The sequence below is a fragment of the Enterobacter sp. FB genome, from assembly GCF_000805795.1.
GTDB lineage: Bacteria > Pseudomonadota > Gammaproteobacteria > Enterobacterales > Enterobacteriaceae > Enterobacter > Enterobacter roggenkampii.
The window spans coordinates 140,348-159,510 of the sequence record NZ_JSZC01000006.1 but is presented as its reverse complement, the minus strand read 5'-3'; the positions used below and the strand labels follow the sequence as shown (position 1 = coordinate 159,510).

General features: G+C 52.6%; 16 protein-coding genes, 1 other RNA gene and 1 pseudogene. 4 read left to right on the top strand and 14 right to left on the bottom strand.

Annotation, left to right across the window (positions count from 1 at the left end; translation table 11 throughout):
- Positions 1-18 precede the first annotated feature (18 nt).
- Entirely contained in the window at positions 19-1,350 is a 1,332-nt protein-coding gene (locus tag PI91_RS03185; RefSeq protein ID WP_039265421.1) for an amino acid permease, read from the bottom strand.
- A 352-nt stretch (positions 1,351-1,702) separates the two neighbouring features.
- Here PI91_RS03185 and PI91_RS03180 point away from each other — a divergent pair, with 352 nt between their 5' ends.
- From PI91_RS03180 to PI91_RS03170, 3 genes are read left to right on the top strand one after another with little or no spacing between them, the layout of a single operon-like run.
- Positions 1,703-2,152: an STM2901 family protein gene (locus tag PI91_RS03180; RefSeq protein WP_032653558.1), complete on the top strand. Its 450-nt coding sequence runs from the start codon at positions 1,703-1,705 to the stop codon at positions 2,150-2,152.
- Positions 2,153-2,154: 2 nt separating this feature from the next.
- On the top strand, positions 2,155-2,472 hold the full coding sequence (locus PI91_RS03175) for a DUF1493 family protein (RefSeq protein ID WP_039265420.1): 318 nt from the start codon (positions 2,155-2,157) through the stop codon (positions 2,470-2,472).
- 21 nt (positions 2,473-2,493) lie between these two features.
- Positions 2,494-2,979, top strand: a complete 486-nt coding sequence (locus tag PI91_RS03170) for a type VI secretion system tube protein TssD (protein ID WP_023294641.1) — start codon at positions 2,494-2,496, stop codon at positions 2,977-2,979.
- Positions 2,980-3,053: 74 nt separating this feature from the next.
- On the opposite strand, the gene PI91_RS03165 is transcribed toward PI91_RS03170, so the two are convergent.
- The 12 genes and pseudogenes from PI91_RS03165 to garL form a co-directional block, all read right to left on the bottom strand.
- Positions 3,054-3,464, bottom strand: a complete 411-nt coding sequence (locus PI91_RS03165) for a Spy/CpxP family protein refolding chaperone (protein ID WP_021242374.1) — start codon at positions 3,462-3,464, stop codon at positions 3,054-3,056.
- Positions 3,465-3,613: 149 nt separating this feature from the next.
- Positions 3,614-5,908, bottom strand: a complete 2,295-nt coding sequence (gene pflB, locus PI91_RS03160) for a formate C-acetyltransferase (protein WP_039265419.1) — start codon at positions 5,906-5,908, stop codon at positions 3,614-3,616.
- Between the two features lie 15 nt (positions 5,909-5,923).
- Positions 5,924-7,132, bottom strand: a complete 1,209-nt coding sequence (tdcD, locus tag PI91_RS03155; RefSeq protein WP_039265596.1) for a propionate kinase — start codon at positions 7,130-7,132, stop codon at positions 5,924-5,926.
- Positions 7,133-7,162: 30 nt separating this feature from the next.
- Positions 7,163-8,494, bottom strand: a complete 1,332-nt coding sequence (gene tdcC, locus PI91_RS03150; RefSeq protein WP_008501506.1) for a threonine/serine transporter TdcC — start codon at positions 8,492-8,494, stop codon at positions 7,163-7,165.
- A gap of 9 nt (positions 8,495-8,503) precedes the next feature.
- A complete protein-coding gene (gene tdcB, locus PI91_RS03145; RefSeq protein ID WP_023326154.1) occupies positions 8,504-9,493 on the bottom strand; it encodes a bifunctional threonine ammonia-lyase/L-serine ammonia-lyase TdcB in 990 nt (329 codons plus the stop codon).
- Positions 9,494-9,593: 100 nt separating this feature from the next.
- Positions 9,594-10,514 (bottom strand): transcriptional regulator TdcA, encoded by a 921-nt coding sequence (gene tdcA, locus PI91_RS03140; RefSeq protein ID WP_008501504.1) that lies wholly within the window; start codon positions 10,512-10,514, stop codon positions 9,594-9,596.
- A gap of 755 nt (positions 10,515-11,269) precedes the next feature.
- Entirely contained in the window at positions 11,270-12,157 is an 888-nt protein-coding gene (gene wcaA / locus PI91_RS25280) for a colanic acid biosynthesis glycosyltransferase WcaA (protein WP_255355274.1), read from the bottom strand.
- 24 nt (positions 12,158-12,181) lie between these two features.
- Positions 12,182-12,463 (bottom strand): annotated as a pseudogene (locus PI91_RS26545) (pentapeptide repeat-containing protein); the annotation flags it as partial.
- Between the two features lie 171 nt (positions 12,464-12,634).
- Positions 12,635-13,755, bottom strand: a protein-coding gene (locus tag PI91_RS03130; RefSeq protein WP_085950818.1) for an IS3-like element ISSen4 family transposase whose coding sequence is annotated in 2 segments (ribosomal slippage) — positions 12,635-13,497 and positions 13,497-13,755 — 1,122 coding nt in all. Because the reading frame shifts where the segments join, the coding sequence is not laid out codon by codon here.
- Between the two features lie 305 nt (positions 13,756-14,060).
- Positions 14,061-14,437: RNase P RNA component class A (rnpB, locus tag PI91_RS24135), an RNA gene on the bottom strand.
- A 59-nt stretch (positions 14,438-14,496) separates the two neighbouring features.
- A complete protein-coding gene (gene garR / locus PI91_RS03120; RefSeq protein ID WP_008501502.1) occupies positions 14,497-15,387 on the bottom strand; it encodes a 2-hydroxy-3-oxopropionate reductase in 891 nt (296 codons plus the stop codon).
- Between the two features lie 21 nt (positions 15,388-15,408).
- Entirely contained in the window at positions 15,409-16,179 is a 771-nt protein-coding gene (garL, locus tag PI91_RS03115; RefSeq protein WP_023294648.1) for a 2-dehydro-3-deoxyglucarate aldolase, read from the bottom strand.
- Positions 16,180-16,552: 373 nt separating this feature from the next.
- Between garL and garD the strand changes: the two genes are divergently transcribed.
- Positions 16,553-18,124 (top strand): galactarate dehydratase, encoded by a 1,572-nt coding sequence (gene garD / locus PI91_RS03110; protein WP_039265418.1) that lies wholly within the window; start codon positions 16,553-16,555, stop codon positions 18,122-18,124.
- A 155-nt stretch (positions 18,125-18,279) separates the two neighbouring features.
- Here garD and rsmI read toward each other — a convergent pair whose 3' ends face one another.
- Positions 18,280-19,143, bottom strand: a complete 864-nt coding sequence (rsmI, locus tag PI91_RS03105; protein ID WP_039265417.1) for a 16S rRNA (cytidine(1402)-2'-O)-methyltransferase — start codon at positions 19,141-19,143, stop codon at positions 18,280-18,282.
- Between the last annotated feature and the right edge of the window lie 20 nt (positions 19,144-19,163).

The window sequence follows — 19,163 nt, the reverse complement described above, 5'->3', positions numbered from 1 at the left end:
TTACGACCTTAATGACCCTCAGGAGAATGCGAGGAAAGGAGAAACACAAAGCAGCAGTCCGGTGATGATGATTATCACCAGCGATACGCCTTTATATTTATGCAGCGCCGGTACCTTGTAGACCAGCCATGCCGGGATCAGACAGCCCACCATGCCGAAGATGGGGCTACAGATGGAGGTGAAGCTCAACACCGGCGCGTTCAGGACTATCGCGCTCCAGGCCAGCAGAATGGCGAACAGCATAATCCCGCGCTGGACGGCGTTTTCATTGATTCTTTCTGCCGGCATTTTGCGGCGCAGGATGTTCATGACGATACCCTGCGTGGCCTCGCGGAAGCCGAGGTAGACGCCGAAGAACGCGGTCATCACGGCGAAGATATTGAGGATTACGCTGACGATTTTGACCCAGCCCGCGCCGTCGCCGCTGATAAACTGCGCCGCAATCGCCAGGGCAGAGATATTCTGCTCGTAGGCTTTGACCGCCTCATCGTGCCCCATCGCCAGGGTGAAAGAGACGGCATAGAAGAAGACCGTCACAAACAGGACGCCAAAAGCAATGTTCATCGCCCGTAGCGCCTTATGACGCGCCACCTCCACCGATTTTTCACGTGAACGATACGAGATCACCATCGGGCTCAGGGTCTGAATAAAGAGAATGGAGGTTAAGGTAAAGGGCAGCGTAATGATGGCGTTTTTAATCAGCAGCCCCATCGGCGGCAGCATGCCCACGTTGGCTAAATGCCAGAGGCCGATCATCGACAGGCCCAGCGCGGCAACTACGAATAATTTGGTCAGCACCATCAGGCTGGACACTTTAAACAGCAGCTTTTCACCGCGTGAAGAAATCGCGACCAGAATGCAAATCAGGAATAAACCGTAGAACGGATTTTCCGAGAGCAAACCGTCGGTCACGCCGAAGGTGTGCAAATACGAGGCGCTGTCGTTGGTAATGGCCGTGGAATAGACAAACATCCAGATCACCAGCATCACGAAATAGAGCGCACCTAATAAAATCCCCCAGTTCTTACCCAAATACCCGCTAATTACGCTCGGGTAGTCTTTGCATTCCGGGGATTCTGCCAGCGTGTTAATAAACAACCGTTGGAATAAATACATGGCGGGATAACCAATAATGGACGAGAGCAAAAAGACCCACAGCCCCATTAATCCGACTTGTACCGGGAGAAAAACAATCCCCGCGCCGATAGCCATCCCAATACTCATGATGACCCAGCCCGTGTCGGTGCTGTCGAATTTGATCGCCTCTCGCCACTCGCTTTCACTCATTCCCGCCCGCCTTGCCGCGGGGGAATCATTCACAATGACACTGCTGTTTGTTGCCGTATCCATGGGGCACTCGCTTATTTTGTAGGGTAAACAGTTGTTTTTATAAGGTTCCGATCGCCAGCGATGGCGATTCAGATGGCAGCAGGTGCTTGTTATTGATGTGAGAAAATATTAACCGGAGCGAGGGAGAAAAAAGTCACAATTTTTATGTGTCTTTTCTGCATTGAGAGTAAAAAATTCTATTAAACCATAAAAAACAGATAGTATTTTCTAAAAGTGATGCAGTTCAAAAAAAATCATATCATCATTAAAACGATAATATTTCAGAATTTATAAAGATGGATCACCTCCTCTCAGCCATTACTTTTTTATAGGATGATATTTCAACAAACCACCTGATGATTACGGTTATACTATGGACAGCGTTGAAGAGCTCAATGGAACCTACTTTTATAAAGGTGTATGCAACATCTCAGCATCTGAGTTATTTTTTTGGATTTTTCTGGATGCCACCGATGAACAGTTCGGCGGATTAAAGGATGTCATAATGATGGCCACTATGATTCTTGGTTTACCGATACTTGAAACCAGAACAAAGCCAGAAACGGCTACAATCGGCACATCTGTAGCATCTAAATACCTGCGAGATCTACTGAATGTACAGCTACCACATCGACTACCTACAATTACACTTGCAAGCTTTAAATACCGAAAACCAATGTATACCAAAAACTTAGGTGCGTTCATTGGCCGTTGGATACCTGCTCTAGGGATAACCATACTTGCTGCAGATGTTGCAATGATAAGTTACAAAACGCTTTCAAGATATAATACGATTGCTCACCCAAAAGACCGGATTTGGTGAAGATGAACAGTGAAGCTGATGTTTTAAAATTCTTCAGGGACAATTTACCAGAACAAGGAACATTTACCGGTAAGCGAATCCCACTTGAGATGGATGATGTTCTACAGGATTACACCGACCTGGATGATATCGTATATGCGATTGAGAGATTCGAAAAAGAGTACCTTATCGAAGTTAACACAGAAAATTATTTCCCCTGGACTCAAACCTGGTTTTTCAGGAAATGGTTTACTAAAGAACCGGTTGAGCAAATATCAAAACCATTGACGGTAAGAATGTTTGCCGACGCGGTTAAAGCAGGTAAATGGATACACGAATGATATTTTGAAGGAGTATTTATAATGGCCGTACCTGTTCACATTTGGTTCTATGACGACGCTGGTTCACTCATTAAAGGTTCATGTGATGTTCAGGATCGTGAAGGGAGTATTGAAATTAGAGGTTTAACCCATAATTTGAGTATTCCAACCGACCCACTCTCCGGAAGATTAACCGGAACGAGGAAACACGCTCCTTTTCTTTTCGAGAAGGAAATTGATAGCTCATCTCCCTATCTTTATAAGGCGGTAGCGACAGGACAAAACCTTAAGAAAGTTGAGATTAGATATTACCGAATTAATGACGCAGGTTTGGAGGTAGAATATTTTAAAACTGAGCTGGACTGTGTGAAAGTTGTCTCTATCTCCCCAATTGTTAACGATACTCGTCACTGTCCTGGTACTGGCCACCTTGAATCTATTCAATTGCGCTACGAAAAAGCGACCTGGACCTATTGCGACGGGAACATTCAATTCTCTGATGCCTGGAATGAACGTGTATCAGCATGAAAGTCAGGATCATTCCTCACAGAATCTAATTAAAGCGATTCTGTGAGGTTTCAGTTTAAATGATTGATTCCTGCTTACTCAGCCAGCGCGTTAGCCATATCCGTTCTAATCTGTTTGCGCTGTTCCGGCGTCAATACCTGACTGACGTCGAAGTAATATTTCACGCGGTAATAGCGGGTCTGCTCTTCAATTTTGCTGAATGCACTAAGCTGGCTTTTCACCGTGCTTTCGTCCCATTTGCCCGCCTGGAACATGTCGATCAGCGCACCGTCCTTCACGCCCGTCATCGGGATCTTGCTGACATTTTGTTCCAGCTGCTTATGCAGATCTTCAATCTTTTTCACCTGCTCATTGCTGAGCTTCAGGTGCTGTACCAGAGGATCCTGGGACGGTGACGGGGCAGCCTCAACGTTCGCGGCCTGCGCCGTAAAACTGCACACCACCAGTGAAGCAGCAGCCAACGCAATGCGGGTCATTTTCATCATCTTACAGTCCTTACATGCTGTTATAGGAAAAAGCAGGAGTATTGTTTTTCAAGAGCGGATGAATATGTGTGAGTAATTATATAAACAATTTTGTATGTTTAGCGGGCAAAAAAATGCCCCCTGCGTTGAGGGGGCATGAGAACTCACATTTAGATAGATTGGGTAAACGTTCGCGAAATCACATCCTGCTGCTGCTCGCGTGTCAGCGCATTAAAGCGCACCGCATAGCCCGAAACGCGGATCGTCAGGTTCGGGTAATTCTCCGGATGCGCAATGGCATCGAGGAGCATCTCCCGGTTCATCACGTTAACGTTCAGGTGCTGCCCACCCTCAATAGACGCTTCGTGATGGAAGTACCCGTCCAGCAGCCCTACCAGGTTGGTTTTGCGCACCTGCTCGTCTTTGCCCAGCGCCTGCGGCACGATGGAGAAGGTGTAAGAGATCCCGTCTTTGGCATAGGTGAACGGCAGCTTGGCGACCGACGTTAACGAGGCCACCGCCCCTTTTCTGTCGCGGCCGTGCATGGGGTTCGCGCCTGGGGCAAACGGCGTGCCGCCGCGTCGTCCGTCCGGCGTGTTCCCGGTCTTCTGCCCGTAAACCACGTTGGAGGTGATGGTCAGGATCGACTGAGTCGGCACCGCGTTGCGGTAGGTTGGCAGCGCCTGAATTTTCTTCATAAAGCGTTCCACCAGGTCGCAGGCGATGCTGTCCACGCGGTCATCGTTGTTGCCGTACTGCGGATAATCCCCTTCTATCACGAAATCGACCGCCAGACCGGTATGGTCGCGCACCGGCTTCACCGTGGCGTATTTAATGGCGGACAGGGAATCCGCCGCTACCGACAACCCGGCAATGCCGCAGGCCATGGTGCGGTAAACGTCCCGGTCGTGAAGCGCCATCAGCGAGGCTTCGTAGCTGTACTTATCATGCATATAGTGAATGAGATTCAGGGCGCTGATGTACTGCACCGCCAGCCAGTCCATGAAGTGATCGAGGCTCGCCATTACGGTGTCGTAATCCAGTACCTCATCCAGCAGCGGATCGGTTTTCGGCCCCACCTGGATCTTCAGCTTCTCGTCCACCCCGCCGTTGATTGCATACAGCAGCGTTTTCGCCAGGTTGGCGCGTGCGCCGAAGAACTGCATCTGCTTGCCGATCACCATCGGGCTGACGCAGCAGGCAATGGCGTAGTCGTCGCTGTTGAAGTCGGCGCGCATCAGATCGTCGTTCTCGTATTGCAGCGAGGAGGTGACGATCGACACCTGCGCGGCGTATTTCTTGAACGCGATCGGCAGCTGTTCAGACCAGAGGATCGTCAGGTTCGGCTCCGGCGCGGGCCCCATGGTGTGCAGGGTGTGCAGATAGCGGAAGCTGTTTTTGGTCACCAGCGTGCGGCCGTCCAGCCCCATGCCGCCGATCACTTCCGTGGCCCAGATCGGATCGCCGGAGAAGAGCGTGTCGAATTCCGGCGTGCGCAGGAAGCGCACCATGCGGATCTTCATGATGAAGTGGTCGATCAGCTCCTGCGCCTGCACCTCGTTCAGCCGCCCCGCCTGCATGTCGCGTTCGATGTAGATATCGAGGAACGAGGCCGTGCGCCCCAGCGACATGGCTCCGCCGTTCTGGGATTTTACCGCTGCCAGGTAGGCGAAATAGAGCCACTGCACCGCTTCCTGGGCGTTCATCGCCGGGCGTGAGATATCAAAGCCATAGTTCGCCGCCATCTGCTGGATCTGCAGCAGCGCGCGCTTATGCTCCGCCAGCTCTTCGCGCAGGCGGATCGTCGCCTCCAGATCTTCGCCGCGCTCCAGCCGGCCCTGCAGATCGGCGAACTGAAGCTCACGCTCGCGCACCAGATAGCGGATACCGTAGAGCGCCACGCGGCGGTAATCACCGATAATGCGCCCGCGCCCGTAGCCGTCCGGCAGACCGGTCAGCACGCCGGATTTGCGGCAGCGCATCATCTCTGGCGAATAGACGTCAAACACGCCCTGGTTGTGGGTTTTGCGCAGGTCGGTAAACAGGTATTCAAACTGCGGATCCATCTCCCGGCCATAGGCTTCGAACGAGCTGCGGATCATGTTGATCCCGCCGTACGGATGCAGGGCGCGCTTGAGCGGCTTGTCGGTTTGCAGGCCGACGATCGTCTCCAGATCCTGGTCGATGTAGCCCGGCCCGTGGGCCGTAATGGTGGTGGCAATGTTGGTGTCAAAATCCACCGGGGCGTGGGTGGCATTCTCCTGACGAATGCCGACCATCACCTTCTGCCACAGCGCCGTCGTTGCTGGCGTCGCCTGCGCGAGGAAAGCTTCATCGCCTTCATAAGGGGTGTAGTTATGCTGAATAAAATCGCGGACGTTGACGGCGTTTTTCCATTCTTCACCGCGAAACCCGGCCCATGCGTCGCTGTAGGGCGCGACGCCCGTTTCGATTGTTACTTTCATCAGATTCTCGCTTTATCAGGCGTAAGCCGCAGCCGGGGTAACCTTCCCAAGACGGAGGGCGTCCAGCGCGATCATTTTTTCTTCGTTGGTAGGGATCACCGCGCAGATCACGCGGGAGGTATCAGTGGAGATGACGCGCTCACCCGCGCTGCCCGGCAGGGCATTTTTGGCGTCGTCGAGGCGGATGCCGAACACGTTCAGATGTTCCGCCACCAGCGCGCGGACAAGCGTTGAGTTTTCGCCGATGCCGCCGGTAAAGACCACCCCATCGAGGCGGTGCAGCGACGCCGCATGCCCGGCGATATGTCGCGCTATACGGTGAACGAAGGTCTGGATAGCCAGCTGCGCCCGCTCATTGCCAGCGTGCCAGGCTTTCTCCAGCGCCCGTAGGTCTGAAGAGATGCCGGAGATCCCCAGCAACCCGGACTCTTTGTTGACCACGCGCTCAAGATCCTCAAACGACTGGCCGGTCTGCTGGGCAATCCACGCCATCGCGCCAAAATCCACATCGCCGCAGCGCGTGCCCATCATCAGTCCTTCCAGGGGGGTCATCCCCATCGAGGTATCCACGCTTTGGCCGTTGCGCACCGCGCAGATGGACGCTCCGTTGCCGAGGTGGGCAACCACCAGGCCGCTGTCATCGGGGGACAGCCCGAGGAGCGAATGCGCCTGCGCGGCCACGTAGCGGTGAGAGGTGCCGTGGAAGCCGTAGCGGCGCACGCCCAGCGCTTCAAAATAGCGGTACGGCAAACCGTACAGGTACGCCTGCGGCGGCAGCGTCTGGTGGAAGCTGGTATCAAATACCGCGACCTGCTGCACGCCCGGAAACAGGCGCTCTGCGGCTTCCACGCCGCTCAGGTTGGCGTAGTTATGCAGCGGCGCCAGCGGGGAGACCTGGCGGATCTGCTCAATCACCTCTTCCGTAATCAGGGTCGACTCGCTGAAGAGGTCACCACCGTGCGCAATGCGGTGGCCAATTAAGGCCACGCTGCTCATCAGGTCACGCTTCTCCAGCTCCAGGGCGATGGCAGCCAGCGCCCCTTCGTAGTCCTGGTGAGCCAGTCTGGCTGGCTCACCCCCGTTCACGGAAATAAAGGCTTTATCCGTGTTGATGCCGTCTGCAATGCCCGTCATCAGGGCGTCGCAGCTGCTGGCATCGAGCACCGAAAACTTAACAGAGGACGAACCGCAGTTAATTACCAGTACAACCGGAAACTCAATCATCATGTGACTCCGCTCTTCCTGAGCAATGGTTTAGAACAGTTTGTAAACGATATTCAGAATGGTCAGCAGGCCCACAACCGTGACGAAGATGTTCTCGGGTTTGCCCTTATATTTCGCCATGGCCGGTGCTTTGCGGATGGCGTACATCGGCAGCAGGCACAGCAGAGAGGCGATGATTGGCGCGCCCATGGCTTCGATAAGGTCGAGAATGTTCGGGTTGGCGTACGCGACAACCCAGGTGGAGCCCATGATGAACACCATGCTGATGGTGTTCAGTTTGCCGACAGAGACCTTCTTCTTATCGCCTTTGTAGCCGAACTTGAGGATCAGGCCATTCAGCCCTTCCAGCGTGCCCAGGTAATGACCGAAGAAAGATTTGAAGATAGCGACCAGGGCAATAATGGAAGCGCCATATTCCAGTACCGTCGCGAACGTCGATTTAGTGCCGGACATGGAGGCAAAGTGGTTCGCCAGGTAAGAGAGCACCGGAATGTTCTGCGCTTTGGCGTCCGCCATGTTCTGCGGAGAGAGCGTAAACAGGCAGCTAAAGGCGAAGAACATCACCACGGCGACCATCAGCATGCTGGCGCGACCGATGATTTTGGAACATTTCTGCTCGGTGAATTCTTTACCGAACTCCGGCTCGTACTCTTCGCGCTTGGAGACCACAAACGAGGAGACGATAGGCGAGAAGTTGAAGGAGAAGACCATGATGGAGATCCCCAGCCACACCGTAACCAGAATGCCGTCATGGCCGGTGAAGGCGATATCGCTCAGGTTGACCTGGTCGATCACCGCGGAGTTCCAGTAAGGGATCAGCGACAGGGAAATCAGTACCAGACTGGCAATAAACGGGAACACCAGGAAGCTCATCACCTTCACCATCAGGTCTTTACCAAACCAGATAACAAAAGCCATCAGCAGCAGCAGGAACAGCGCCACCACGCCGCGGTTTAGCGCAGGCAGCTGGAGCTGGTTTTCCCAGAAGGTCATGAAGGTGTTAGTAATAGTGACGCCGTAAATCCACAGCAGCGGGCAAATGGCAAAGAAGTAGAGGAACGTGATCACCACCCCACCGGTTTTACCGAAATGCTCTTCCACCGTTTCGGTGATGTTGCCGGAGACGTTGCTGCCGGACAGGCAGAGGCGCGCCAGCGCGCGGTGGCAGTAAAACGCTATCGGGAACGCGAGAACCAGCATCAGCAGGATAGGGATTAAGCCCCCAAAGCCTGCGCGAATGGGGAAGAACAGCACGCCTGCGCCAATGGCGGTACCAAACAGGCCAAGCGTCCAGGTGGTATCAGACTTACGCCAGGAGGACGTTTTTGTCTGGCCAACGATAATGCTTTCTGTGTTGCTCATAGGTCACCTTTATGCGTCAACGAAGCCGGTAATTTGGGAAACACGGGAGAGATCGATATTGCCGCCGGAAATAATGCAAACGGTTTTGCGGCCCTGAATATAGTGGTCAAGCTTGCCGCTTAATAACGCGGCACAGGCCAGCGCGCCGGCGCCTTCCGTCACCACTTTATTTCGCTGAATAAGGGCAATCATGCTGTTGCGAATATCGTCTTCGCTCACCAGTACAATGTCATCGACCAGTTCACGAACGATTTCGAAGGTTAATTTACCCGGACGAGAGACGTCGCAGCCGTCGGCTAACGTGCCGGTAACGCGATGGTTGGTTATTTCTCCTGCCTGCCAGGAGGCTGCCATTCCGTGTACGTTTTCAGACTGTACGCCGATAATATTAATGGTCGGATTGATGGATTTAATCGCCGTTGCAATCCCGGCAATTAATCCGCCGCCGCCGATAGGGACAATGACGTTATCCACGTCGTATAAATCTTCGAGAATTTCCAGACCGATGGTGCCCTGCCCGGCGATCACTTTGGCGTCATCGTAAGGCGGGATAAAAATGCGCCCTTCCATCTCGACGATTTCGCTCACTTTAGCGATGGTGTCGTTGAAGTTCTCACCGTGGAGCACCACTTCTGCCGAGTAGTCGCGGGTTGCGGCCACTTTAGATTTTGGTGCGCCCATCGGCATCACCACTTTACCGTCGATGCCGAGCATGGCGCAGGAGAGCGACACTCCCTGCGCGTGGTTTCCCGCAGAGCAGGCGACCACGCCTTTGCGCTTTTCAGCATCGGTCAGCGAGCTTAATTTATTAAACGCGCCGCGAATTTTGAACGAACCGGTACGCTGCATGTTCTCAAATTTAAGGAATATTTCGCCCTTACACCGTTCGCTGAGATAATTCGAGCGCGGCATACCGGTTTTATATATCTTGCCTGCCAGTCGTTTTCTGGCGTCCTGAATATCTTCAATGGTTACCGGGAGATCGTAGGTAATATGCATAATATCCTCGTTATAATAATTCATTCTTTTCAGGCAAAGTCAGGGTATCAGAGCGTTAATACGTTAAGCTCTGGGTATTTTTAAAATTAAAACTTATTATTCATCGTCGTCTTTCGATATTCATCGACGAATATTGTTTAGCCAGCTCAACTAATACTGACGCCGATTTTTTAATCCTGTAATTTTTAGACCACACGGCAGCATAACGCGCCACGGGTAATTCGTCTTCCACGGGCAGCACAATAAATTGATCCGAACCGAATGGGGCAATCATGTCGCGGGGAATCACCGTCAGATAATCGGCATTCAGGACAAGGTTATAAATGGTGACGACGGAATCGGTCTGGACGATGTTTTCGATGCTGATGTGGTTGTCTTGCAGAGTGGTCAGAAGTTCTTTGTAGTAGCCCATATCGGTTTGCGGCATCACCCACTGCTCGTGCGTAAGCGATGCCAGTGTCGTCGGGCCGGTGCACGTTCGCGTTTTGCTGGCGACCAGCACAAACTCAGACTCAAACAGCGGTTCGACGTGCAGATCCTGAAGCAGCATTTCATCGCTCAGCGTGCCGATAGCGAAATCCAGACGACCATCGCGAATGGCCGGGAGGAAGGAGGAGAGCTGAGCTTCATACATTGAGACGCGCGCTTTCGGGAACACTTCCTTGAATTTTTTGATCATCTCAGACAGGAAGGTAAAACCAATCAGCGACGGATAGCCAAAGGAGACATCCATAACGGTGCTAAAACTGAGACTGTTGATTTCGCTCACCATGTTTTTCATTTCACGGGTGATCGACTCGGAGTACGAGAGCAGAACCTGGCCTGCAGCCGTCAGTTTTACGCCCGTATTTTTACGTACCATCACTTCCACACCGAAGTAAGATTCGATATCGCTGATGATTTTGCTGACGGCGGGTTGCGTCAGGCCCAGTTGTCTTGCAGCAGAACCTATGGAGCCACTTTTAATGACTTCCTGAAATACCACGAGGTGCTGTGTTTTCGGTAGAATAATAGTGTTCATAATATTCTGCGCTTATTTCCCTATGACGGGGTGAATTCTACTCAATAATGTTTCAGGGGGTATGTGCTGTTACTCACAATTTGCTTTGAGCAACCCTTAACTCACGTTTTAAAAAACCCATTAAAAACCTTATAAATCAATGCATTGAAGGTAATTAAATACGCTACAACGCTGATATTGATCAACAAAAATAGCGCTAATAAATTTATTTTATGGCGATAACCCGGATTTATTTCACCGTTCTTAAAAAATCAATAAAGACGATATTTCAGGCAATTAAAGGCTAATAAATAACCGTCATTTGTTTGAAACATACTTTCATTTAAGCCATTTTTTACGACATAAATTTTCAAATTTCAGGAAAAGAGTGGAATACGTCACATATTCACGGAGGAAATGTATTTGATTTCAATAAGCGCATATCAAACGAGAAAAGATTTACGAACATTAAGCTAACAATCATAACAAATTATCAATACTACAGATCGCCGTTTTTTTAGATTTAAATTTTGTGATGGCGATCGTCTGCAGATGCCGAGGCAGAACCGGCGAGTGAAAAACAGTGAAATGTGCTTAATGTCGCAAATATGAGAATTGATGTCGTTTGTGTGGTGCCGGATGGCGCTGCGCTTACCCGTTCGTCGTGGTTGTCCGCCGGGGTAATTCCCGGCGACTTATCCAGCCCCTCGTCACAATGATTGCCGTATTAACCTACTATTTCCAGACACCACAACGACTCTTGTCGTTTGTAGGCATCAGAACTTTTTGGTCCGGAAGCGGGTATACATCATCAGATAGCGTTTCAGATTGCGTAGCGTCATCAGTTTCATCAGGGTTTGCGGGCGCATCTTTTTGTTGCGAATGTAGTACAGAGTGAAGAGCTGATATTTTTTACTCGATACGTCTAATTTGGCTTTGTGTTTCCGGTAAAAACGTAGATAACCTGAAAACTTTCGTCCTGAGCAGGTAATGCGGGCTTCGCCGTGATTGACATAAAGCACCTGTGTGATGTCATCCAGTTTGAAAGGTTCACCAAAAGTTTCTGCAAGCCGATAAAAAGCATCATAATCCTGAGCAGCCGGCAAGGCGTCGTCGAACAGGATCTGCTGCATTCTACTGGTTAAGGTCAGCATTTGGTTGCCTATAATATTCCGTTTATCAAACAGGCTTTTTTTATAAGCCGGTTTCGGATACACCTGTAATTCATCAGGATGATGATATCCGGTACCGTCACAGAGATAATCATTTGCGTACAAAAAACTGTGCAACTGAAGTTTATGTTGCCAGGTAAGAAAAGAGGACAGGCGTGTCGGCAGCCATTCATCATCATCATCCAGACCCGTAATAAGGTCACCACGGGCCATTCTTATAGCCTGATTTCGGACTGCACAAGCGCCAGAGTTAAATTCATTGCGAATATAGGTAATGCGTGGGTCATTCAGCTCGGAGATATACGTCAAGAGTTGGTCAAATGACGATGAGAAATCGTCAATGATAATGAGTTCCCAGTTCACATAGTCTTGATTCAGTACCGATTGTATGGCTCTGATCGTCAATGCCTGGCGGTTCCAGGTTGGCATATAGATGGAGATGAGTGGTCGGGATAGTGGCGTGTCACTTTCATTTTGTTCATGTTCCGTCAATAACCCGACATCATGGATATCACTTCCAGTAAAATCCACGCAAGTACAATCAGCGTGACTAAAAATTGTACCTTCCGTTTTACAGTAGCTAAGATTAGCGCCTGCAAGGTTGGCACAGGAGAAATCGGCTCCTCGAAGATCACAAAACGAAATATCGCATCCCGATAAATTAATATTGCGTAAATAGAGCCCCCTGAGATCCATAAACCTCAGATCTGCACCAGCTAAACCAGGCTGATATCGGTGATTTTTAAGTATATTTTTATGATATTGGATTAGTTTTTTTAGTTTGTTTTTTCTGTCCATGCTCAACCGAATACCGATGAGAAAATTAGGCATTGAGTTAAGCGTTCTTATCATTCTATAGCAATAGCCCCCCTTCATTTTCAGAAATTAATTAGGGACAAACTGTATTTATTAACGTTTTATTTATTTTTCTCATACATTGTGACCTGCCCCCACGATTAGATACAACACTCAGTTAGTAACGTCGGAATCTTCATTCTCAGAATGACCCTTTCTCCAGCCCGCTGCAAATTCAGACGGTGTCTGATAATTCAGCGTGGAGTGCGGGCGGCATTCGTTATAATCCTGCCGCCAGTCATTAATAATTTTCCTGGCATGAACGATATCGCTGAACCAGTGCTCATTCAAACATTCATCGCGAAATCGTCCGTTAAAGCTCTCAATAAATCCGTTCTGCGTTGGCTTGCCCGGCTGGATTAAGCGCAACTCAACACCATGCTCAAAGGCCCATTGATCCAGTGCACGGCAAGTGAACTCCGGCCCCTGGTCAGTTCTTATCGTCGCCGGATAGCCTCGAAACAGTGCAATGCTGTCCAGAATACGCGTGACCTGAACGCCTGAAATCCCAAAGGCAACAGTGACCGTCAGGCATTCCTTTGTGAAATCATCGACGCAGGTAAGACACTTGATCCTGCGACCGGTGGAAAGTGCGTCCATGACGAAATCCATCGACCAGGTCAGATTGGGCGCCGCCGGACGGAGCAGCGGCAGACGTTCTGTTGCCAGCCCTTTACGACGTCTTCTGCGTTTTACGCCCAGGCCACTGAGGTGATAAAGCCGGTACACGCGCTTATGATTAACATGAAGCCCTTCACGGCGCAGCAACTGCCAAATACGACGGTAGCCAAAACGCCTGCGCTCCAGTGCCAGCTCAGTGATGCGCCCTGATAAATGCGCATCAGCAGCCGGACGGTGAGCCTCATAGCGGCAGGTCGACAGGGATAAACCTGTAAGCCTGCAGGCACGACGTTGCGACAGACCGGTCGCATCACACATCAACATCACGGCTTCCCGCTTCTGGTCTGTCGTCAGTACTTTCGCCCAAGAGCCACCTGAAGCGCCTCTTTATCCAGCATGGCTTCGGCAAGCAGCTTCTTGAGTCTGGTGTTCTCTTCCTCAAGCGACTTCAGGCGCTTAACTTCAGGCACCTCCATACCGCCATACTTCTTACGCCAGGTGTAAAACGTGGCATCGGAAATGGCATGCTTGCGGCAGAGTTCACGGGCGGGTACCCCAGCTTCGGCTTCGCGGAGAATACTGATGATCTGTTCGTCGGAAAAACGCTTCTTCATGGGGATGTCCTCATGTGGCTTATGAAGACATTACTAACATCGGGGTGTACTAATCAACGGGGAGCAGGTCAATTGTAGTGAGCCAGGGGGGTCTGTAGAGCCAATATTGTCAGTAAATAAATATGAATCGCAATCCAGAGACATACATATAAACTGAAGGCAGACGGAAATGAAGGCTGTAGCGGTTGCAAGGTTTCAGGATAGTCGGGATGGAACAGCCGTTGGTGTGCCTCGTTTGTATCACAGTCTGTGTCACAGTTTTGCCTTAGAAAGCCTGAGACACACCAACGAATGGTTTTAGAAGAAGTTGAAGCTGACCGATAAGCCGGGTTCTGTCGTGGACAGTCATTCATCTAGGCCAGCAATCGCTCACTGGCTCAAGCAGCCTACCCGGGTTCAGTACGGGCCGTACCATGTGAACCCCTATTTGGCCTTGCTCCGGGTGGAGTTTACCGTGCCACGGACTGTTACCAGCCGCGCGGTGCGCTCTTACCGCACCCTTTCACCCTTACCTGATCCCGCTTGCGCGGGCCATCGGCGGTTTGCTCTCTGTTGCACTGGTCGTGGGTTTCCCCCCCAGGCGTTACCTGGCACCCTGCCCTATGGAGCCCGGACTTTCCTCCCCTCCGCCCGTCTCCCCCGAAAGGGACGACGACGAAGCGGCGACTGTCTGGTCAGCTTCGGCGCGCAGTATAGAGGGTTTGCGCGCCGCTGTCACCCTCGGCTGTGGGTAAGCCGTGATTAACGCGCCACTTCCACCTTCGCCAGTTTTTCGTAGTAGCATGCAATTGCGCTGTGATCGGCCGTGCCCAGGCCATCGGCACGCAATGCCTGCATCATCTCCATGACCGCCGCGGTCAGCGGCAGCTGTGCGCCCACGCCGTGGGAAGTGTCCAGCGCGTTCGCCAGATCTTTAATATGCAGGTCGATGCGGAAACCGGGTTTGAAATTGCGATCCATGACCATGGGCGCTTTGGCATCCAGCACCGTACTGCCTGCCAGACCACCGCGAATAGCCTGGTAGACCAGGTCTGGATTGACGCCCGCTTTGGTTGCCAGCGTCAGCGCTTCAGACATGGCGGCAATGTTGAGTGCCACAATCACCTGGTTTGCCAGCTTGGTCACGTTACCCGCCCCGATCTCCCCGGTGTGTACCACGGAGCCCGCCATGGCTTTCATCAGGTCGTAAAATTTATCGAAAATAGCTTTATCGCCGCCGACCATGACCGACAGCGTGCCGTCGATGGCTTTCGGCTCGCCGCCGCTGACCGGTGCATCCAGCATATCGACGCCCTTCGCCTTCAACGCCTCGCTGATTTCACGGCTCGCGAGCGGTGCGATAGAGCTCATATCGATCAGCACCAGGCCCGGTTTCGCGCCGTCGATAATGCCGTTTTCACCCAGCGCGACTTCTTTGACGTGCGGGGAGTTTGGCAGCATGGTGATGATGACATCGCACTGCTCGGCAATGGCTTTCGCGGTGGTGGCTGCTTCTGCGCCAGCCGCTATCACCTCAGCCACGGCCTGTGGATTATGATCGGAGACCACCAGCGAGTAACCTGCTTTGATGAGGTTCTTACTCATTGGTTTACCCATGATCCCCAGGCCAATAAAACCCACTTTCAGCGTCATAATCTGTTTCCTCAATGATGGTTATTTTTTAAAAGCGTCCGCTAATTTCTGCGTAGCCGAGCGGAAAACGCCGAGGTCGCTGCCGACAGCAACAAACGTGGCCCCCCACTCCAGGTAGCGGCGGGCGTCAGCCTCAACCGGCGCCAGAATGCCGCACGGCTTGCCGTGTGCTTTGGCGCGGGCAAAGATGTGCTGGATCGCGCGCTGCACGTCAGGGTGGCTGGCGTTACCCAGATGGCCAAAGGCCGCAGCCAGATCGCTTGGGCCGACGAAGATCCCGTCCACGCCGCTTGTGGCGGCAATCGCGTCGACGTTATCGACGCCCTGCTGGCTCTCGATCTGAACCAGAATGGTGATGTTGCTGTTGGACTGCGCGAAATAGTCCGGGACGGTGCCAAACATATTGGCGCGGTGCGAAACGGAAACGCCGCGGATCCCTTCGGGAGGATAGCGCGTTGACGCCACGGCCAGCGCCGCTTGCTCTTCCGTCTCCACAAACGGGATCAGGAAGTTGTAGAAGCCGATATCCAGCAGACGCTTAATAATCACCGGTTCGTTGGTGGGGACACGCACCACCGGGGCGCTGTTGCTGCCTTTCAGCGCCATCAGTTGCGGAATAAACGTGCTGATATCGTTTGGCGCATGTTCGCCGTCCAGCACCAGCCAGTCGAAACCGGCCAGGCCCAGCACTTCGGTGCTGATAGGGTTTGCCAGCGCGGACCAGCAGCCAATCTGAATCTGGTGCGCCGCGAGAGCCGCTTTAAATTTATTCGGGAAGATAGCGTTATTCATCGTATTTACCTTTTTAATTCCGCAGCCTTTTTCAGCATCTTTTTATTTATTCAGACACCGCGCCAGCATGATATTTATTATTCGGACATATTCTGGCGTAATAAAATCGTCATTCAGTATAAGATGCAATCCACGACCGCACATTGTTTTAATGCTCAGGTATTACGCTATTTTTTGATAAAAATTTTTGCATATGCACAAAGCACTGGGCGCTAATGCACAGAATCAAGGATTACGGGCTCGCGAGCGATCGGGATCACATTTTGATATTGAATCTGCTGACATGCTTTATTTCTGAAAGCCGCGTATTTATTTCTACCATCAGAAAAATGGCTGAACCTATTATCAGAATTTTGCTGGAGAATACTGACCAATGGCCGACATTGAAATTCGACAGGCACCGCCGACGGCGTTTTATATAAAAGTGCACGACGCCGATAACGTGGCGATTATCGTCAACGACAATGGCTTAAAAGCAGGAACCCGCTTCCCGGACGGGCTGGAACTGACTGAGCATGTTCCGCAGGGACACAAAGTCGCCCTGGTGGATATCCCTGCTGAAAGCGAAATTGTGCGTTACGGTGAAGTCATCGGCTATGCCGTTCGTTCGATACCGCAGGGAAGCTGGGTGGAGGAGTCGCTGGTGGCGCTGCCAGAAGCGCCGCCGCTGAACACGCTTCCGCTGGCAACCCGCGTGCCGGAACCGCTTCCCCCGCTGGAAGGCTATACCTTTGAAGGCTATCGCAATGCGGACGGCAGCGTCGGCACTAAAAATCTGCTCGGCATTACCACCAGCGTGCACTGCGTGGCGGGCGTCGTGGATTACGTGGTGAAAATCATCGAACGCGATCTGCTGCCAAAATACCCGAACGTCGACGGCGTGGTGGGACTGAACCACCTCTACGGCTGCGGCGTGGCGATTAACGCGCCCGCTGCGGTGGTGCCTATCCGCACCATCCACAATATCGCTCTGAACCCCAACTTTGGCGGCGAGGTGATGGTCATTGGCCTGGGATGTGAAAAGCTCCAGCCCGAGCGCCTGCTGCAAGGCACGGAAGATGTCAAAGCCATTCCGACAGACGAGGCCAGTATCGTGCGCCTGCAGGACGAACGCCACGTCGGTTTCCGCTCAATGGTCGACGATATTTTGCAGGTAGCAGAACGCCATCTGGACAAGCTCAACCGCCGCCAGCGCGAAACGTGCCCGGCGTCGGAGCTGGTGGTCGGAACCCAGTGCGGCGGCAGCGATGCCTTCTCCGGCGTGACGGCCAACCCGGCGGTGGGCTATGCGTCCGATCTGCTTGTTCGCTGCGGCGCCACGGTGATGTTCTCCGAGGTGACTGAAGTGCGTGACGCCATCCATCTGCTGACGCCGCGCGCCGTTAATAAAGAGGTCGGCAAGCGACTGCTTGAGGAGATGGCCTGGTACGATAACTATCTCGATATGGGCAAAACCGACCGCAGCGCCAACCCGTCTCCGGGCAACAAGAAAGGCGGCCTGGCAAACGTGGTGGAAAAAGCCCTCGGCTCTATTGCCAAATCCGGGCAGAGCGCCATTGCAGAAGTGCTCTCTCCGGGCCAGCGCCCGACGAAACGCGGCCTTATCTACGCCGCAACGCCAGCCAGCGATTTTGTGTGCGGCACGCAGCAGGTGGCATCCGGCATTACGGTACAGGTCTTTACCACCGGGCGCGGCACGCCGTACGGCCTGATGGCGGTGCCGGTGATCAAGATGGCGACCCGCACCGAACTGGCAAACCGCTGGTATGACTTAATGGATATCAACGCGGGCACCATCGCCACAGGAGAAGAGAGCATTGAGGACGTGGGCTGGAAGCTGTTCCACTTCATTCTGGATGTCGCCAGCGGGCGAAAGAAAACCTTCTCGGACCAATGGGGATTGCATAATCAGCTGGCGGTGTTTAACCCGGCACCGGTGACGTGATTTTCCGTCCCACATCTATCCCGCATTTAGGTAACCCGTCGGACACGCCGCAAACCTTCCAGGTTGAGGCGATACCTGCTAGCTAAAAGACACATAACGATCCGTAGGTCGGATAAGGCGTAGCCGCCACCCGGCAAAAACCGGCAGGGGATGCCTTACTCCCCCTGCTGCTCCAGCGCATACTTATACAACGCATTTTTCTTCACGCCGTGAATTTCTGCCGCCAGCGCAGCGGCTTTCTTCAGCGGCAGTTCCGACTGCAGCAGCGCCAGCGTGCGCAGCGCGTCGGCAGGAAGGGCGTCTTCTTCCGCCTTGTGCCCTTCGACGATCAGCACCATTTCACCCTTGCGGCGGTTTTCGTCTTCCTTCACCCACGCCAGCAGCTCGCCCACCGGCGCACCGTGGATGGTTTCCCAGGTTTTGGTCAGCTCGCGCGCCAGCACCACGTAGCGGCCTTCCCCCCAGACGGTCACCATATCTTCCAGGCTCTCCAGCAGGCGGTGCGTGGATTCGTAGAAAATCAGGGTGCGCGGTTCCGCTTCCAGCTCTTTTAAGACGTCGCGGCGGCCTTTGGATTTAGCAGGCAGAAAGCCTTCATAGCAGAAACGGTCAGACGGCAGACCTGCGGCGCTTAACGCCGCAATCGCGGCACACGGGCCCGGCAGGGGCACAACGCGAATACCGGCTTCGCGACAGGTACGCACCAGGTGATAGCCCGGATCGTTGATCAGCGGCGTACCGGCATCGGAGACCAGGGCAATGTTCTGCCCCTCTTTCAGCTTCGCCACCAGCGTTTCGGATTTTTGTTGCTCATTGTGATCGTGCAGCGCAAACAAACGGGCGTTAATCGCGAAATGTTGCAGCAGCAGGCCGGTATGGCGGGTATCTTCAGCAGCAATTAAATCAACAGCTTGCAGTACGGTGAGCGCACGTTGGGTAATATCAGACAAATTCCCGATAGGAGTAGGTACAATATAAAGCTGGCCTTGAGAATTATCTGCCGTTTCGTGTTGTTTCATTGTTTCGTCCGTATTGCCGA

Excerpts from the sequence above, each read along its gene's own strand:
- PI91_RS03185 (WP_039265421.1), bottom strand. The coding sequence starts at position 1,350 with ATGGATACGGCAACAAACAGCAGTGTCATTGTGAATGATTCCCCCGCG.
- PI91_RS03180 (WP_032653558.1), top strand. The coding sequence starts at position 1,703 with ATGGACAGCGTTGAAGAGCTCAATGGAACCTACTTTTATAAAGGTGTA.
- PI91_RS03175 (WP_039265420.1), top strand. The coding sequence starts at position 2,155 with ATGAACAGTGAAGCTGATGTTTTAAAATTCTTCAGGGACAATTTACCA.
- PI91_RS03170 (WP_023294641.1), top strand. The coding sequence starts at position 2,494 with ATGGCCGTACCTGTTCACATTTGGTTCTATGACGACGCTGGTTCACTC.
- PI91_RS03165 (WP_021242374.1), bottom strand. The coding sequence starts at position 3,464 with ATGATGAAAATGACCCGCATTGCGTTGGCTGCTGCTTCACTGGTGGTG.
- pflB (WP_039265419.1), bottom strand. The coding sequence starts at position 5,908 with ATGAAAGTAACAATCGAAACGGGCGTCGCGCCCTACAGCGACGCATGG.
- tdcD (WP_039265596.1), bottom strand. The coding sequence starts at position 7,132 with ATGATTGAGTTTCCGGTTGTACTGGTAATTAACTGCGGTTCGTCCTCT.
- tdcC (WP_008501506.1), bottom strand. The coding sequence starts at position 8,494 with ATGAGCAACACAGAAAGCATTATCGTTGGCCAGACAAAAACGTCCTCC.
- tdcB (WP_023326154.1), bottom strand. The coding sequence starts at position 9,493 with ATGCATATTACCTACGATCTCCCGGTAACCATTGAAGATATTCAGGAC.
- tdcA (WP_008501504.1), bottom strand. The coding sequence starts at position 10,514 with ATGAACACTATTATTCTACCGAAAACACAGCACCTCGTGGTATTTCAG.
- garR (WP_008501502.1), bottom strand. The coding sequence starts at position 15,387 with ATGACGCTGAAAGTGGGTTTTATTGGCCTGGGGATCATGGGTAAACCA.
- garL (WP_023294648.1), bottom strand. The coding sequence starts at position 16,179 with ATGAATAACGCTATCTTCCCGAATAAATTTAAAGCGGCTCTCGCGGCG.
- garD (WP_039265418.1), top strand. The coding sequence starts at position 16,553 with ATGGCCGACATTGAAATTCGACAGGCACCGCCGACGGCGTTTTATATA.
- rsmI (WP_039265417.1), bottom strand. The coding sequence starts at position 19,143 with ATGAAACAACACGAAACGGCAGATAATTCTCAAGGCCAGCTTTATATT.